This window comes from Curtobacterium sp. L3-7, assembly GCF_048756585.1.
Taxonomy (GTDB): domain Bacteria; phylum Actinomycetota; class Actinomycetes; order Actinomycetales; family Microbacteriaceae; genus Curtobacterium.
Window position 1 is genome coordinate 371,667 of the sequence record NZ_CP151474.1, and the last position, 15,650, is coordinate 387,316.

14 protein-coding genes are annotated in these 15,650 nt (G+C 71.9%); 8 read left to right on the forward strand and 6 right to left on the reverse strand.

The window, feature by feature from the left end:
• Complete coding sequence (locus AAEP80_RS01780; RefSeq protein WP_420365717.1) at positions 1-801, reverse strand: carbonic anhydrase; 801 nt, start codon at positions 799-801, stop codon at positions 1-3.
• A gap of 97 nt (positions 802-898) precedes the next feature.
• Positions 899-1,681 carry a carbonic anhydrase gene (locus AAEP80_RS01785; RefSeq protein ID WP_420365718.1) on the reverse strand — a complete coding sequence of 261 codons (783 nt, stop codon included), beginning with the start codon at positions 1,679-1,681 and terminating at the stop codon, positions 899-901.
• A gap of 64 nt (positions 1,682-1,745) precedes the next feature.
• On the opposite strand from AAEP80_RS01785, the gene AAEP80_RS01790 reads away from it, so the two are divergent.
• The 3 genes from AAEP80_RS01790 to AAEP80_RS01800 all read left to right on the forward strand — a co-directional run bounded on the left by AAEP80_RS01790 (position 1,746) and on the right by AAEP80_RS01800 (position 3,313).
• Positions 1,746-2,222, forward strand: a complete 477-nt coding sequence (locus AAEP80_RS01790; protein WP_420365719.1) for a hypothetical protein — start codon at positions 1,746-1,748, stop codon at positions 2,220-2,222.
• A gap of 145 nt (positions 2,223-2,367) precedes the next feature.
• A complete protein-coding gene (locus tag AAEP80_RS01795) occupies positions 2,368-2,937 on the forward strand; it encodes a DUF1684 domain-containing protein (protein ID WP_420366835.1) in 570 nt (189 codons plus the stop codon).
• Between the two features lie 10 nt (positions 2,938-2,947).
• Positions 2,948-3,313: a GntR family transcriptional regulator gene (locus AAEP80_RS01800; protein ID WP_281266072.1), complete on the forward strand. Its 366-nt coding sequence runs from the start codon at positions 2,948-2,950 to the stop codon at positions 3,311-3,313.
• A gap of 13 nt (positions 3,314-3,326) precedes the next feature.
• Here the strand turns inward: AAEP80_RS01800 and AAEP80_RS01805 are convergent, their stop codons facing one another.
• A complete protein-coding gene (locus AAEP80_RS01805) occupies positions 3,327-4,157 on the reverse strand; it encodes an endo alpha-1,4 polygalactosaminidase (RefSeq protein ID WP_420365720.1) in 831 nt (276 codons plus the stop codon).
• Between the two features lie 322 nt (positions 4,158-4,479).
• On the opposite strand from AAEP80_RS01805, the gene AAEP80_RS01810 reads away from it, so the two are divergent.
• A complete protein-coding gene (locus tag AAEP80_RS01810) occupies positions 4,480-6,084 on the forward strand; it encodes a DEAD/DEAH box helicase (protein ID WP_420365721.1) in 1,605 nt (534 codons plus the stop codon).
• A gap of 122 nt (positions 6,085-6,206) precedes the next feature.
• Positions 6,207-6,407, forward strand: a complete 201-nt coding sequence (locus AAEP80_RS01815) for a CsbD family protein (RefSeq protein ID WP_111105972.1) — start codon at positions 6,207-6,209, stop codon at positions 6,405-6,407.
• Between the two features lie 82 nt (positions 6,408-6,489).
• Here the strand turns inward: AAEP80_RS01815 and AAEP80_RS01820 are convergent, their stop codons facing one another.
• Positions 6,490-7,032, reverse strand: a complete 543-nt coding sequence (locus tag AAEP80_RS01820) for an NUDIX hydrolase family protein (RefSeq protein ID WP_402727306.1) — start codon at positions 7,030-7,032, stop codon at positions 6,490-6,492.
• A gap of 85 nt (positions 7,033-7,117) precedes the next feature.
• Here AAEP80_RS01820 and AAEP80_RS01825 point away from each other — a divergent pair, with 85 nt between their 5' ends.
• The gene (locus AAEP80_RS01825) at positions 7,118-7,735 is read left to right on the forward strand and encodes an alpha/beta hydrolase (protein ID WP_420365722.1); all 618 of its coding nucleotides are present in this window, start codon (positions 7,118-7,120) and stop codon (positions 7,733-7,735) included.
• A gap of 67 nt (positions 7,736-7,802) precedes the next feature.
• On the opposite strand, the gene AAEP80_RS01830 is transcribed toward AAEP80_RS01825, so the two are convergent.
• Complete coding sequence (locus AAEP80_RS01830) at positions 7,803-8,471, reverse strand: PadR family transcriptional regulator (RefSeq protein ID WP_420366836.1); 669 nt, start codon at positions 8,469-8,471, stop codon at positions 7,803-7,805.
• A gap of 170 nt (positions 8,472-8,641) precedes the next feature.
• On the opposite strand from AAEP80_RS01830, the gene AAEP80_RS01835 reads away from it, so the two are divergent.
• Positions 8,642-13,333 carry an ATP-dependent helicase gene (locus AAEP80_RS01835; protein WP_420365723.1) on the forward strand — a complete coding sequence of 1,564 codons (4,692 nt, stop codon included), beginning with the start codon at positions 8,642-8,644 and terminating at the stop codon, positions 13,331-13,333.
• The gene (locus tag AAEP80_RS01840; RefSeq protein WP_420365724.1) at positions 13,326-14,105 is read left to right on the forward strand and encodes a DNA-formamidopyrimidine glycosylase family protein; all 780 of its coding nucleotides are present in this window, start codon (positions 13,326-13,328) and stop codon (positions 14,103-14,105) included. Before AAEP80_RS01835 ends, AAEP80_RS01840 begins: the two co-directional genes overlap by 8 nt.
• 413 nt (positions 14,106-14,518) lie before the next feature.
• Here AAEP80_RS01840 and AAEP80_RS01845 read toward each other — a convergent pair whose 3' ends face one another.
• Positions 14,519-15,556 (reverse strand): aldo/keto reductase, encoded by a 1,038-nt coding sequence (locus AAEP80_RS01845; RefSeq protein ID WP_420365725.1) that lies wholly within the window; start codon positions 15,554-15,556, stop codon positions 14,519-14,521.
• Between the last annotated feature and the right edge of the window lie 94 nt (positions 15,557-15,650).

The window sequence follows — 15,650 nt, forward strand, 5'->3', positions numbered from 1 at the left end:
CTACTCAGTGCTGCTGCGTACCGTGCGGCCGTCGAGCGGCTGCGTGGGGCGGTCGTTGTCGTGGTGGACGGCCGTGAGTGCGTCGATCTGGTCCTGGCCGAGCTCGATCGGCGTCGCGAGGACCACCCAGTGCACGCCTTCGGTGCAGGGCGGCGTCGTGAGCGACCCGTCGTAGGCCCAGTACGCGCGGTTGGTGGGCAGCATCGCCGCGACGTCGACGACGTGGCCCCTGGCGGAGGTCTCCCCATCGGCCGCTCCGGCGATGTAGGGGTCGAACGCGGCGTCGTGCGCGCCCGCCTCGGCGAAGACCGCGACGACCGCGAGGTGGCCCTTCGCGTCGGCGTGGACGAAGTGCAACTCGACCGGGTACCGCTTGCCCTCGACGGTGTGCTCGGACGGAGCGTGGAAGTGCATCTGCTGCAGGTGGTAGGCGGTGCCGTCGATGACGGTCGTCTCGCCTGAGCCGGCGGTGAGCTGCACGGTGTGGCCGTTGTCGGCGGTGGTCTCGGTGACCTCGCCCTTCTCCACGTCGAGGTCGAGCGGGGCGTCGTGGCCGAGCGCCGGGAGGTCGATGGGCGACTGCGCCTTCCCGGCGGCGCACGTGCGGTAGTCGTCGGACACGGAGGCCCAGTGCGCCGGGTCGTCGGTGCCGTCGTAGGCCCAGTGCGCCGGGCTGCTGGTGGCGGAGGGACCGAGCGTGCCGTGCGCCGTCGTCGTGGACGCCGCACTGCACGCGGTCAGCGTGCCGAGGACAGCGAGGGTCAGCCCGGCCGCGGCGAGGCTCCGATGTGTTGGGGTCATCGAGCCATTCTGCATGTTGCATATCTGATGGTCGGCCGGGTCGTTGAGCTCCTTCCTGTGTCTCGACTCAGCGGCGCGGGATCGCTCGGCACGGGCGTCAGGCGAGCGAATGGTCGACCGTCCGGTCACCGAGGGGCTGGACGGGGCGGACGTTCTCGACGTGCGCGGCCTCGAGGTCCGCGAGCTGGTCGGCGCCGAGCTCGATCCGGTCCTCGAGCACGATCCAGCGGACGCCCTCGCTGCACGGCGGCGTGGTGAGGGAACCGTCGTACCGGTAGTGCGACCGCGCCTCGGGCAGCATCGCGTCGAGGTCGACCGTGCTCTCCCGCCCAGCGCCCGCCGTGGCCCCCGCGACGAAGCTGTCGTACGCGGGGTTGTGCGCACCTCGATCGGCCAGGACCCCGACGACCGTGAGCGCCCCGCCCTCGTCCGCGTGGACGAAGTGGAACTCGGCGTCGGCGGCCTCACCCTCGACGGTGTGCTCGGAACCGGCGTGGAAGTGCAGCTGCACGAGGTGCAGGTCGTCGCCGCCGATCCGGGTGCGCGCGCCGTCGGCGGCCGTGAACTGCACGGTGTGCCCGTTGTCGGCCGTGATGCCCTCGACCGAGCCGGACGCCTGGAGGTCGAGTGCCGCGCCGCGCTTCGGAGCGGGCAGGTCGATCGGCGACTGCCCCTCGCCGGAGGAGCACGTGCCGTACTCCGATGCCAGAGCACCCCAGTGCGACGGCCCCTCGTCACCGGTGTACGACCAGGACGAGCCGGGGTCCCCGCCGTGGGCATCGGCGACATCGGGTTGGGAGGACGACGAGCACCCGGCGAGCAGGAGCAGCGCCGCGGGGACGGCGACGAGGGACGGGGCGGAACGAGGGAATCTGTGCATACTCACATATTGGAATATCAAGTATCTGTAACGGCTGAGTGGTCACCTCGGTACGGTCACGCGTATGCACGTGGGTCTCCGCCTGGTCCTCGACGCCCCTGTCGACGTCGTCCGTGATGCCCTCATGGCGCCGGAGGTGATGGTCGGTGTCACCAAGCCGTTCCTGGTCTACCGCTCGCTCGATCCCGACGGGTTCCCGTCGCGGTGGACGCCGGGCCAACCGCACCCGATCGCCGCGAGCGCCTTCGGGCTGCTGCCGAGCGGGACGAGCCACGTGGACATCGACCGGTACGCGGTGGACGGCGTCCCCGTGCAGCGCGACAACGGCGGCGGGACGAGCGGCGTGTTCGCCCGTATGGACATGCGGCACCGGATGGCCGTGACGGAGCTCCCGGACGGGACGACGCTGTTCGTCGACCGGCTCGACTACCGGATGCACCCGTGGGCGCTCGGTCTCGCACTGTGGCCGGGCATGTGGGTGATCTGGCAGTGGCGTGCACTGCGGATGCGGCAGCAGGCCCCGACCTGGCCCCCTGCCTGACGCAACGCTCCGCACGGAATCGAGCCGAGCCTCCCGTCCGCCGCGGAGCGGGCGTAGCCTCGACCACGTGAGCCAGACGCGCCCCCAGGAGCCGACGACCGACGACCGCGTGCACAGCACGCTGGCGACCGTGGACTGGCGGCGCATGACGTTCGACCTGTACCGCCGCGTGCGCGCCACCCCCGACCCCGAGACGGCGCACGCACTGTGGCGGGAGACCCGCGACGCGATGTTCGCGGAGCACCCGGCCAGCCCGCTGCTCGACGAGGACGCCCGCGACTTCGAGGAGCTCCCGGTCCCGCCGTACGACCCGGAGTGGCGCTTCCGGGCCCGTGTCGAGTCGGCCGAGCCGCAGGTGCTCGACGTCGAGACCGGCACGGACGGCATCGTGCACTTCGACCGGCTCGGCATCGTGACCCTGCCCGGCATCGGGTCGCTCGACGTGTGGTCGCACGGCGGCTACGCGGGCGGGGTGTTCATCCCCGTCAAGGACGCCAGCGCCGGGAAGGCCCGCGGGACCTACGGCGGCGGACGCTACCTGCTCGACACGATCAAGGGCGCTGACCTCGGCGGCGACGACGGCGAACTCGTGCTCGACTTCAACTTCGCGTACAACCCCTCGTGCGCGTACGACCCGGCGTGGGCGTGCCCGCTCGCGCCTCCCGGCAACACGGTCGCGGTGGCGATCCCCGTCGGCGAGCAGTACGACTTCTAGGGTGGGCGCGATGTCTTCGACCGGGCTCGTGGCGATCGACGCCGGAGGGCGGATCCCGCCGTTCGAGCAGGTGCGGTCCCAGATCGCCGCCCAGATCACGGCCGGCTACCTGGTGGACGGGCAGCGGCTGCCGAGCGTCCGGGCGCTCGCGGACGAACTCGGGCTGGCGCCGGGGACGGTCGCGAAGGCCTACACCCTGCTCGAGGAGACCGGGCTCGTGCACACCGCACGGGGCGCAGGCACCCGGGTGATCCGACCGGCGGCCGTGCCGGAGGACGTCGTCGCAGCGGCCCGTGCGCTCGCGGCTGCCGCGCGTGGGGCCGGGTTGTCGGCGGACCAGGCGACGGCGGCGCTCCGCGACGTCTGGCCCGCGTAGGCGCGGCGGCCCCTCAGCAGCGCTCGAACACGTACGCCGGCTTCGACACGGGCACCAGGTCCCGGTCACGCAGGATCGTCATCGCCGGGCGGTCGTCGAGGTCGCAGACCGACGACCACGACCGGCCGATGTTGTCCGAGTACTCGATGTCGATGACCCGCGCGCCGTAGGTCTTCGTGTACGCGGCGCACTCCCGGTACTTCACGCACTCCTCCGCGACGACGAAGTCGAACCCGGTGTCACGCTTGCCGGAGGCCCCGAGCTGCGGGGTGTTCTTCTGCCCGGCGGCGAGCCCGTGCGCATGTGCGACGTCGACGAGCGCCGAGGCCAGCGCGAGGTTCCCCGACCGGGTGAGCGCACCGTGCGACCGCGTCCACGAGTCGAGGTTGTCGAACTCGACGGCGTCGAACCCGCGGTCGCTGCACCGGGCGATCGACTTCGTCAGCACGGCCACGATCGAGTCGCGCGCGGCGGCCGTCCTGGTGTCGAGGAGCATCTCGTCCGGCCACCCCGGGTCGGACACCGGATCGCCGTCCTCGTCCCGCAGCAGGGCGTCGGCGTGCGACCGCTTCCACATCGACGCGTCCTCCGGCTGGGTCTGGAACCCGTTGACGTAGCAGACGTTGTACTTGCCGGATGCGGGGTGCGCGGTGCTGTCGCGCTCGACGATCGTCACGTCGTCGGCCGGCCGGTACGCGCCACCGAGCTGGTAGTCGGGGACGCCCGAGGTCGGCAGGTTCGTGTAGTCGTGACCCCCGGATGCCGGAGACGAAACGGTCGCGCAACCGGACACGAGCAGGGTCCCCACGACGACGGCACCGATGAGCAGGGTCCGTGACAGCATGCACGGATCATCCCACGAGCGGGTTTCGGGTCCACCCGCTATGATGGGTCGTACTCGAGGCGCCGATCGCCTCGTGCGTCGTACGGACGCCCCCGAAACCTCCCGGTCGAACTCGACCGATGCGTATCACGCACCACCGCTCCCCCGGAACCCGTCCGGGTCGGAACACCGGTGCCAGGCTCTCTGCTGCGGCGACAGTGCCCGCACCGCCGCGCCCACTCCCGAGCACCAGCTCCCGAGCGAGCGCCGGCACGCGGACATGCTCCCGCCCGCGCGCTGATCCGAGCGCGCACCACGGCCGGCAACGGCCCGAAAGGTCACCATGACCAACCCCACTGCTGACGTCCGCTTCGCCGATCTCGGCGTCCCGACCCCGATGGTCGACGTGCTCGTCGCCCAGGGCAAGGAGACCGCCTTCCCGATCCAGGTGGACACCCTCCCCGACTCCCTCAACGGCAAGGACGTGCTCGGTCGTGGCCGCACCGGCTCCGGCAAGACGATCGCCTTCGCGATCCCCCTCGCCGCACGCCTCGCCGCCAACCCGCGCAAGCGCCGCGCCGGCCGCCCCCGCGCCCTCGTCCTCGCCCCGACGCGTGAGCTCGCGACGCAGATCGACGCGACGCTCGCCCCGCTCGCCAAGGCGATGGGCCTGAACACGACGACGATCTTCGGCGGCGTCTCGCAGGGCCGTCAGGTCGACGCGCTCCGCGGTGGCGTCGACGTCGTCGTCGCCTGCCCCGGTCGCCTCGCCGACCTCATGCAGCAGGGCCACGTGTCGCTCGACGCGATCGAGGTCACCGTCCTCGACGAGGCCGACCACATGGCCGACATGGGCTTCCTGCCCGGCGTGACGAAGATCATGCAGGCGACGCCCGAGCAGGGACAGCGCCTGCTGTTCTCCGCCACGCTCGACAACGGCGTGGACAAGCTCGTCAAGAAGTTCCTGCACAACCCGGTCATGCACTCCGTCGACGACGAGTCCAGCCCCGTCGAGGCGATGACCCACCACGTGTTCGAGGTCGCCGACGCCGACGCGAAGAAGGACCTCGTCCGGACCCTCGCCTCCGGCACCGGTCGCCGCATCCTCTTCATGCGCACGAAGCACCACGCCAAGCGCCTCGCGAAGCAGCTCTCGTCCCAGGGCATCCCCGCGGTCGACCTGCAGGGCAACCTGTCGCAGGGTGCTCGTGAGCGGAACCTCGCGAAGTTCTCCGCCGGCGAGGCCCTCGTGCTCGTCGCCACCGACGTCGCCGCCCGCGGTGTGCACGTCGACAACGTCGAGCTCGTCGTGCACGTCGACCCGCCGACCGAGCACAAGGCGTACCTGCACCGCTCGGGCCGTACCGCTCGTGCCGGTTCGTCCGGTGACGTCGTCACGGTCGTCATGCCGGCAGAGCGTCGCGACGTCGCGCAGATGATGCGCAAGGCCGCGATCACCGCCAAGCCGCAGCAGGTCAGCGCGAACTCCGCACCGGTTGCCGAGCTCGTCGGTGAGATCGCCCCGATCCGCCACGTGGCCGAGGCCCCGGTCCAGCAGCAGCAGCCGCGTCGCCAGCAGTCCGCCTCGTCCGAGTCCGCAGGTCAGGGTCGCGGTCGCGGCCGTGGTCGCGGTGGGCGGACGGGAGGCTCGGCCCCGGCCGCGCAGTCCGGCTCGGCTTCCAGCAGCTCGGGTGCACGTCGTGGCGGCCGTTCCGCGGACGCCGCGTCCGCTGGTCGCGGCGGTCGCTCCGCTGACACCGCGTCGGCGGGTGGGCAGCGCCGCGGCGGCGGGAGCCGTCGTGCGTCGAGCGACACCGTCCGCGGTGGCTCGGCTCCGGTCTGGTCGTCGGACGGTGGCTACGCTGCCGGTCGCTCGGGTTCGGAGTCCGGCGGCAACCGTCGTGGCGGTTCGCGTCGGGCCTCGCGTCCGGCCGGCTCCGCGCGCTGACGCCAGGGGGACAACCTCAACGCTCCCTGCGAGCGGATGTCCCGTCAGGTGTAGCTTCTGGGGCACCGGAGGGCACGCGAGTGTCACCCGGTTGACCTGTCCACCGACGGAAGGAGCCGCCTATGGCTGGCATCGATGACATCAAGAACGCTGCCGAGAAGGCAGCAGGCAAGGCCAAGGAAGCCGTCGGGAACGTGACGGACAACGACCGTCTCAAGGCCGAAGGCCAGACCGACCAGGCGAAGGCCTCGGCGAAGCAGGGCGCGACCGACGTCAAGGACGCCGCGCACGGCGTTGCCGACAGCTTCAAGGACAACAAGTAAGACCAAGTCGGTCGCACAGACCGCACTGCGAAGCCCCCCGATCCCATACGGATCGCGGGGGCTTCGTCGTGTCCGGGGGTCGTTACAGCAGCGCACCGACGGAGGCGAGACCGGCGCGCATGAGTGCACCACGGCCGCCTTCCATCTCGTCGGAGACCGCGGCCGACGCCGCTTCCATCGGGCTCATCCACGTCAGCTCGAGCGCGTCCTGACGCGGCTCGCACGTGCCGGTGACGGGGACGACGTACGCCAGGGAGATCGCGTGCTGGCGCTCGTCGGTGTACACCGAGGCGCCGGGCAGCGGGAAGTACTCCGCCACCGTGAACGGCGCCGGGTTCGACGGCAGCTGCGGGAAGGCCATCGGCCCGAGGTCCTTCTCGAGGTGCCGGAACAGCGCGGTGCGGATCGACTCGCCGAACATCACGCGTCCGGACACCAGGGTGCGGGCGATGGAGCCGCTCGGGGCGACGCGGAGCAGCACGCCGACCTCGGTCACGACGCCGAGGCCGTCGGTGCGGACGGGGATCGCCTCGACGTAGCAGATCGGCAGGCGACGGCGGACCATCGCGAGCTCCTCGTCGGACAGCCAGCCGGAGTCGGGGTCGGGGGTGCGCAACGAGGCCATGCACCGTGTCTACCAGGGACCGGGGCGAAGCACGTGCAAGACCACGGGGTTGGGGATGGTTGATGCGTCAACTATTGTCGGCAGCATGATCGACCAGAGCGCCGTCCAGTGGACCCGTCCGGCCGGCGAACGCGCCGGTACACCCCTGCTCGTCCTGCTGCACGGGGTGGGGTCGAACGAGCGGGACCTCCTCGGGCTCGCGCCCGCGCTGCCGCCGGCGTGGACGATCGCGTCGCTGCGGGCGCCGACGGCATGGGGGCCCGGCTACAGCTGGTACCCGCTCGGCACGCCTGGGTCGCCCGCGCTCGAGCCCGTCGACGCCGCGGTGGACGGCGTCCTCGACTGGATCGACGCCGTCGCGGCCGACCACCCGCGGATCGGGCTGCTCGGGTTCTCGCAGGGCGGGTCGATGGCGCTGCAGCTCCTGCGCGCACGGCCGGCGGGCTTCGCGTTCGCCGTGTCGTTGTCCGGGTTCGTGGTTCCCGGTGGCACCGACTCCCGTGACGAGGCCGTCGCGGCGGTGCGCCCGCGGGTCTTCCTCGGGCACGGCGACCTCGATCCGGTCATCCCCGGCGAGGCCACCGCGCGCACGGCGGCCTGGGCAGCGGCGCACACCGACGTGACCGACCGAACCTACGAGGGCCTGCCACACGCGGTGTCGGCGGCGGAACTGGCGGACGTGGCCGCCTTCATCGGTTCCTGACCCGCGCACGGACGGGAGGCCCGGTGCCAGCTGGCACCGGGCCTCCCGTCCCTGTGGTGTCGCGTCGCTAGTCGGCGAGGATCTGCAGGAGGTCCTTGCGGAGCTGGTCGACCTTGGCGGCTGCCGCCTTGGTCTGCTCCTCAGTCGCGCTGGTGCGGTACATGTGCAGCACGCCCATCGTCTTGCGGAGCGACTCGAAGAACTCGCGCTGCGCGTCCGGGACACCGGGCGTGGAGTCCCACGCCGCGGCGATCTCGTCGGCCTTCGCCTCTGCCTCGGCCTTGCCGGCGTCCGTGAGCTCGAAGAGCGTCTTGCGGCCGTCACCCGTCGAGACGACGAGGTCCTCGTCGACGAGCTGCTGGAGCGTCGGGTAGACCGAGCCAGGGCTCGGCTTCCAGGCGCCGCCGGTGCGCTCGGCGATCGTCTTGATGATCGCGTAGCCGTTCTGCGGGCCCTCGGCCAGCAGGCCGAGGATCGCGAGGCGGACGTCACCGCGGCGGCGACGCTCACGGCCGAAGCCCGGGCCGCCGAAGCCCATCCCGGGACCCATGCCCGGGCCGAAGCCCATGCCGGGACCGAACCCGCCACGGCCGAAGCCGCCGCGTCCACCGTGGTCACCGCGGTCGCGGCCGGGGAAGCCGGCGCCGTGGTGCTGCCGCGCGCCGCCGAAGCGGGGGCCGCGCGGTCCGAAGCCGCGCTGCTGGCGGCCGTTGTCGTTGTTGTCGTAGTCATCCATGGTGCGCATGAGTGACTCCTTCCTGCGTTCGTGTTCGAAGTTGGCTCGCGCTTCCGAACTGTTCCGTTCGTATCGCGATGTGTTAACGATAGATCGGTAACTTTCGCCCTGTCAAGCACTTCTTCTCGTTGGGTCGGTTGTCGGGGGTCGCGGGCAGGATGGGACGGACCATGACGGACGTGCTCGAGCGCTTCTCCCCCGCGACCGCGGAGTGGTTCCGTGGCGCGTTCTCCGCCCCCACCGCGGCGCAGTCCGGCGCGTGGGACGCGATCTCGACCGGCCGGCACGCGCTGGTGGTGGCGCCGACCGGGTCCGGCAAGACGCTGGCGTCGTTCCTCTGGTCGATCGACCGACTGATCAGCTCGACGGAGCACCCGCCGGCCAAGCAGCGCACGCGAGTGCTCTACGTCTCCCCGCTGAAGGCCCTGGGTGTCGACGTCGAGCGGAACCTCCGCAGTCCGCTCGTCGGCATCACGCAGACCGCTCGTCGCCTCGGGCTCGAACCACCGGACGTCACGGTGGGCGTCCGGAGCGGGGACACGCCGTCGTCCGACCGGCAGAAGCTCCTGCGGCAGCCGCCGGACATCCTCATCACGACGCCGGAGTCGCTGTACCTGATGCTGACGTCGCAGGCGCGCGAGACCCTGGTGAACGTCGACACCGTCATCGTCGACGAGGTCCACGCCGTCGCCTCCACCAAGCGCGGGGCGCACCTCGCGGTGTCCCTCGAACGGCTCGACGACCTGCTCGACAAGCCGGTGCAGCGGATCGGCCTGTCGGCCACGGTGCGCCCGGCCGAAGAGGTCGCGCGGTTCCTCGGCGGACGCGCTCCGGTGGAGATCATCGCGCCGCCCGCGCAGAAGACGTTCGACCTGCGGGTGGTCGTGCCCGTCGACGACATGTCCGAGCTCGGGGCGCCCCCGGTCGGAGCCGACGCGTCGGACGCCCCGACGAACGGGTCGATCTGGCCGCACGTCGAAGAACGTGTGGTCGACCTGATCGAGGAACACCGGTCGACGATCGTGTTCGCGAACTCCCGGCGGCTCGCCGAGCGGTTGACCGCGCGGCTCAACGAGATCCACGAGGAACGGGTGCTCGGTGCATCTGCCGACGACGCTGCGCTCGTGGCTGCGGGGGCTTCCCGGCCGCAGTCACCGGCCCGAGCTTCGGCGCACGCGCCGGTCGCCCAGCCGAAGCGTCCGCCCGCCCAGGTGATCGGTCAGTCCGGGCAGACCGACGGCGGCGGATCCGACCCGTCGGTGCCCGTCCTGGCACGCGCGCACCACGGCTCCGTGTCCAAGGACCAGCGCGCCATCATCGAGGACGACCTGAAGTCCGGACGACTCCGGTGCGTGGTCGCCACCAGCTCACTCGAACTCGGCATCGACATGGGCGAGGTCGACCTCGTCGTCCAGGTCGAGGCACCGCCGTCGGTCGCCAGCGGACTGCAGCGCGTCGGTCGAGCCGGCCACCAGGTGGGCGAGATCTCCCGAGGGGTGCTGTTCCCGAAGCACCGGGCGGACCTCGTGCACAGCGCGGTCACGGTCGAGCGCATGGTGTCGGGGCAGATCGAGTCGATCTCCGTGCCCGCGAACCCGCTCGACGTCCTCGCGCAGCACACCGTCGCCGCCGGGTCCGTCGACACCCTCGACGTCGAGCACTGGTTCGAGCTCATCAGGCGGAGCGCGCCGTTCAGCGGCCTGCCGCGCTCGGCGTTCGAAGCCACGCTCGACCTCATCACCGGCCGGTACCCGAGTGACGAGTTCGCCGAGCTCCGCCCACGCCTGGTCTGGGACCGGGTGCACGGCACGCTGACCGGTCGGCCAGGTGCCCAGCGACTCGCGGTGACGAGCGGCGGCACCATCCCGGACCGCGGCATGTTCGGCGTGTTCATGGTCGGGGAGCGGGCGTCCCGCGTCGGCGAGCTCGACGAGGAGATGGTCTACGAGTCCCGTGTCGGGGACGTCTTCGCGCTCGGGGCCACGAGCTGGCGCATCGAGGAGATCACCCACGACCGGGTGATCGTCAGTCCGGCGTTCGGGCAGCCGGGGCGGGTCCCGTTCTGGAAGGGCGACGGCATCGGCCGGCCAGCCGAGCTCGGACGTGCCACCGGCGCCTTCATCCGAGAGGTCGAGGGCGCCTCCGACGCCGACGCCCGCGCCCGCGTCGCCGCCGGTGGGCTCGACGAGCGCGCGATCACCAACCTGCTGACGTTCCTCCGCGAACAGCGCGAGACCACCGGCCACGTCCCGAACGACACCACGCTCGTCGTCGAGCGGTTCCGTGACGAACTCGGCGACTGGCGGCTCATCCTGCACTCGCCGTACGGCATGCAGGTGCACGCCCCGTGGGCCCTCGCCGTCGCAGCACGCCTCCGCGAACGCCACGGCATCGACGGCGACGCGATGGCGGCGGACGACGGCATCGTCGTGCGGATCCCCGAGACGGACGCCGAGCCGCCGGGCGCGGACCTGTTCATCTTCGAGCGGGACGACCTCGAAGCGCTCGTCACCGACGAGGTCGGCGGCTCTGCACTGTTCGCCGCGCGATTCCGCGAGTGTGCCGCTCGTGCGCTGCTGCTCCCGCGCCGCAACCCGGGCCAGCGTTCGCCGCTGTGGCAGCAACGGCAGCGGGCATCGCAGCTGCTCGAGGTCGCACAGAAGTACCCGTCGTTCCCGATCGTGCTCGAGACCGTGCGCGAAGTCCTGCAGGACGTCTACGACGTGCCGTCCCTGCTCGGCATCGCGGACGAGATCGCCCGCCGGAAGATCCGCCTGGTCGAGAGCGAGACCGAGCAGCCGTCGCCCTTCGCCCGCTCGCTGCTGTTCGGGTACGTCGCTGCCTTCATGTACGAGGGCGACACCCCGCTCGCCGAGCGTCGCGCGGCGGCCCTGTCGCTCGACTCGACACTGCTCGGGGAGCTGCTCGGGCGGGCCGAGCTCCGCGAGCTCCTCGACCCGGCCGTCATCGCCTCCACCGAGCAGGACCTGCAGCGGCTCTCCCCCGACCGTCGAGCACGCGACGCCGAGGGGCTGGTCGACGTGCTCCGACTCGTGGGCGCGCTCGACCTCGACGAGGCCGTCGACCGCAGCTGGGTGGCTTCCTCGGACGACCGCGACGCGGCTCGGGCGACCGTCCGGACGACCCTCGAATCGCTCGAACGCGATCGCCGCGTGCTGTCGTTCTCGCACGCGGGGTCCACACGTTGGGCCGTCATCGAGGACGCCGCCCGGCTCCGCGACGCCCTCGGCGTCCCGCTGCCCATCGGCGTCCCCACCGCCTTCATCGAGCCGGTGGCCGATCCCCTCGGTGACCTCGTCGGCCGGTACGCCCGGTCGCACGGCCCCTTCGCCGCACAGGACGCCGCGACGCGCCTCGGGCTCGGCGTCGCCGTCGTCCAGGACACCCTGCGTCGGCTCGTCGCGGACCGGCGTCTGGTAGAGGGCGAGTTCCGCCCGGACCGTCGGGGCGCCGAGTGGTGCGATGCCGAGGTCCTGCGGCGCATCCGCACACGGTCGCTCGCAGCGCTCCGGCACGAGGTCGAACCGGTCTCCCCGGACACCCTCGGCCGGTTCCTGCCCGCGTGGCAGCACGTCCAGGCACCAGGCGTCCGCGGGGGCCTGCGCGGGATCGACGGCGTGCTGCAGGTCGTCGACCAGCTCGCCGGGGTCGCCCTGCCCGCCAGTGCCTGGGAGGCCCTGGTGCTGCCCGCTCGGGTCTCCGACTACGCCCCGAGCATGCTCGACGAGCTCACCGCCACGGGAGAGGTCCTGTGGTCCGGTGGCGGCACCCTGCCCGGGAACGACGGCTGGATCCGCCTCCACCTCGCCGACACGGCTCCGACCACCCTCGCCGAGCCGGCTGGCGACGAGACGACCGAACTGCAGCGCGACGTGCTCGGCGCCCTCGCCGGCGGTGGCGCGTACTTCTTCCGGCAGCTCGGGCAGGCCGTCGGCAGCACCGACGACCAGGCGCTCACGACCGCGCTGTGGGACCTCGTGTGGGCCGGGCAGATCACGAACGACACGTTCGCCCCGCTCCGCGCGATGCTCGGCGGCAAGGCGCGGTCGAGTGCTGCGCCGCGGACCAGGGCGTACCGCGGGCGTCGCCGTCCGACGATGCCGTCGCAGTCCGGGCCGCCCAGTGTCGGCGGCCGGTGGTCGCTCCTGCCCCTGGCCGAGGCGGACGCGACCGTGCGGGCAGCGGCGACCGCGGAGCAGCTGCTCGAACGGTACGGCGTCGTGACCCGCGGCGCCGTGCAGGTCGAGGGCGTCCGCGGCGGGTTCGCCGGCGTGTACCGGGTGCTCTCGCGCTTCGAGGAGTCGGGTCGTGCACGGCGCGGGTACTTCATCGAGGGGCTCGGGGCAGCGCAGTTCGCGACGAGCCCGACGGTCGACCGGCTCCGCACGTTCGCCAGGGACCTCGACGACGACGAACGCGCGAACCCGGACCGCGCACGGACGGCCCTGGTGCTGGCAGCGACCGACCCCGCGAACCCGTACGGGGCGGCGCTGCCGTGGCCGACCGAAGCGGATCCCGACGACGGACCCGTCGCGACGACGGCCGAGCCGAGGTCCCGCGGGCACCGCCCCGGTCGCAAGGCGGGTGCGCTCGTGGTGCTCATCGACGGCGAACTCGCGGTCTACGTCGAGCGCGGCGGCAAGTCCGTGCTGACCTTCACCGAGGACCCGGCCGACCTCGCCGCAGCTGCCACCGCCGTCGCGGGCGCGGTGCGGAGCGGTCTCGGCAAGCTCTCCGTCGAGCGGGTCGACGGCGTCTTCGTGCTCGAGGCCCCGCTCGGCGAGGCACTCCGCGCCGCAGGGTTCACGGCGACACCGCAGGGGGTCCGGCTCCGTGCCTGAGGGTGACACCGTCTTCCGTGCCGCCGGTCGACTGCACGCCGCGCTCGCCGGCAAGGTCCTGACGCGCAGTGACTTCCGGGTGCCGGCGTTCGCCACGCTCGACCTCGTCGGGCGCACCGTCGACGAGGTGGTCCCGCGCGGGAAGCACATCCTGCACCGCATCGGTGACCTGACCGTGCACTCGCACCTCAAGATGGAGGGGCGGTGGGACGTCTACGCCCCCGGCGACCGCTGGCGTCGACCGGCGCACCAGGCCCGGGCGGTCCTCGACGCGGACGACGTGTCGACGGTCGGCTTCGCGCTCGGTGTCCTCGAGGTCGTCCCACGCGACCAGGAGTCCGAGATCGTCGGGTACCTCGGACCCGACCTGCTCGGGCCCGACTGGGACGCCGGGCTCGCGGAGGAGAACCTCACCGCCGATCCGGCACGCCCGGTCGGACTCGCGCTGCTCGACCAGCGCGTGCTCGCGGGGCTCGGCAACGTCTACCGGAACGAGCTCTGCTTCCTCCGCGGGGTGCTGCCGACGCGTCCCGTCGGCGAGGTGCACGACACGGCGCGGATGATCGACCTGGCACGCCGGCTCATCGTGATGAACCGTGATCGCAGCGCGCGGGTGACGACCGGCGTCGATCGGCCGGGGTCGCGGTTCTGGGTGTACAACCGCCGCGGCAAGCCCTGTCTGCGGTGCCGGACGCCGATCCGCGCCGGGGAGCTCGGCGATTCCGAGCTCACCCTGCGCGACACGTACTGGTGCCCGCGCTGCCAGACCTGAGCAGGGGCCGCCGAAACTGAGTCGCGGGGGCCGACTCGGAACGACAGGCTCGTTGTCGTACGACAGCGACGCTGTCGTTGCTTGCGGACGCAACGGTTGCACGCGCCTCCTTGCGACAGGATCGCTGTCGCACGACAGCGACGCTGTCGTTCGTTGCGGACGCAACGGTCCGAACGACGCGCACCGGGCATTGGTCGCGCCCCGCGCCGGACGGGAGGCTCGGTGCCGGACACGAGCCGAGCCTCCCGTCCGGCAGACGCGAGCCCGCCCGCCCGACCCGACCCAGAACGACAGAGTCCCTGTCGTACGACGACGGTCCTGTCGTTGCTTGCGGACGCAACGGTTGCACGCGCCTCCTTGCGACAGGCTCGCTGTCGTACGACAGCGACGCCGTCGCTCGTTGCGGACGCGCGTCAAGCGGACGCGGAGCGATCCCGGAGCGAGCGACGACGGAGCGTCGGCTGCAGGACGGCCGGCGGGTTGTACTGCTGGTCGAGGCGACCGACGTCGGTGCCCGGCGGGACGATCGCGTCGATGCGGTCGAGGACCTCGTCCGAGAGCGCCACGTCGGCACCGGCGAGCAGGTCGTCGAGCTGTTCGATCGATCGCGGTCCGATGAGCGCGCTCGTCACACCAGGGTGCGCGATCGCGAACGCCATCGCGAGGTGGGTCATCGGGATGCCGGTCTCCTCGGACAGGGCGACGACCTGCTCGACGGCGTCGATGCGTCGTTCGTCCTGGTTGTGCCGGAACATCCCGACGCGCGCGAGGTCGCTCTCCTGGCCCTTCCGGAAACGGCCGGTGAGCATGCCCCCGGCGAGCGGACTCCACACCAGGGTGCCCATGCCGTAGCGCTGGGCGGTGGGGAGGACTTCGCGCTCGATGCCGCGGTTGAGGATCGAGTAGGTCGGCTGCTCCGTACGGAAGCGCTCGAGGCCGCGACGCTCGGACGTCCACTGCGCCTCGACCTGCATCGACGCGGGGAAGTCGGAACTGCCGATCGCGCGGACCTTGCCGCTCCGGACCAGGTCGGTCAGGGCGGACAGCGTCTCCTCGATGTCGACCGTGTCGTCCGGGCGGTGCGCCTGGTAGAGGTCGATGTGGTCGGTCTGCAGACGGCGGAGCGAGTCCTCGACGGCGCGCATGATCCACCGGCGGGAGTTGCCGCGGCGGTTCGGGTCGTCGCCCATCGGACCGTGGAACTTCGTGGCGAGGACGACGTCGTCGCGACGGCCCTTGAGCGCCTTGCCGACGAGTTCCTCGGAGCCGCCCTGTGAGTAGCGGTCGGCCGTGTCGATGATGTTGATACCGGCGTCGAGCGCACGGTGGACGATGCGGATGGAGTCCTGCTCGTCGCCGTTGCCGATCCGGCCGTCGGTGCCGAGCATCATCGCGCCGAGTGCGAAGGGGCTGACCTGGATCCCGGTCTTGCCGAGGGTGCGGTACTGCATGGTTCCTCCTGTCGATGGCGCCCCGTGCGTCCGTGCCGTATCGTGGACCGAACTGGAACGCTCTTCCGGAACTATACGGAATGGCTTTCCGTTT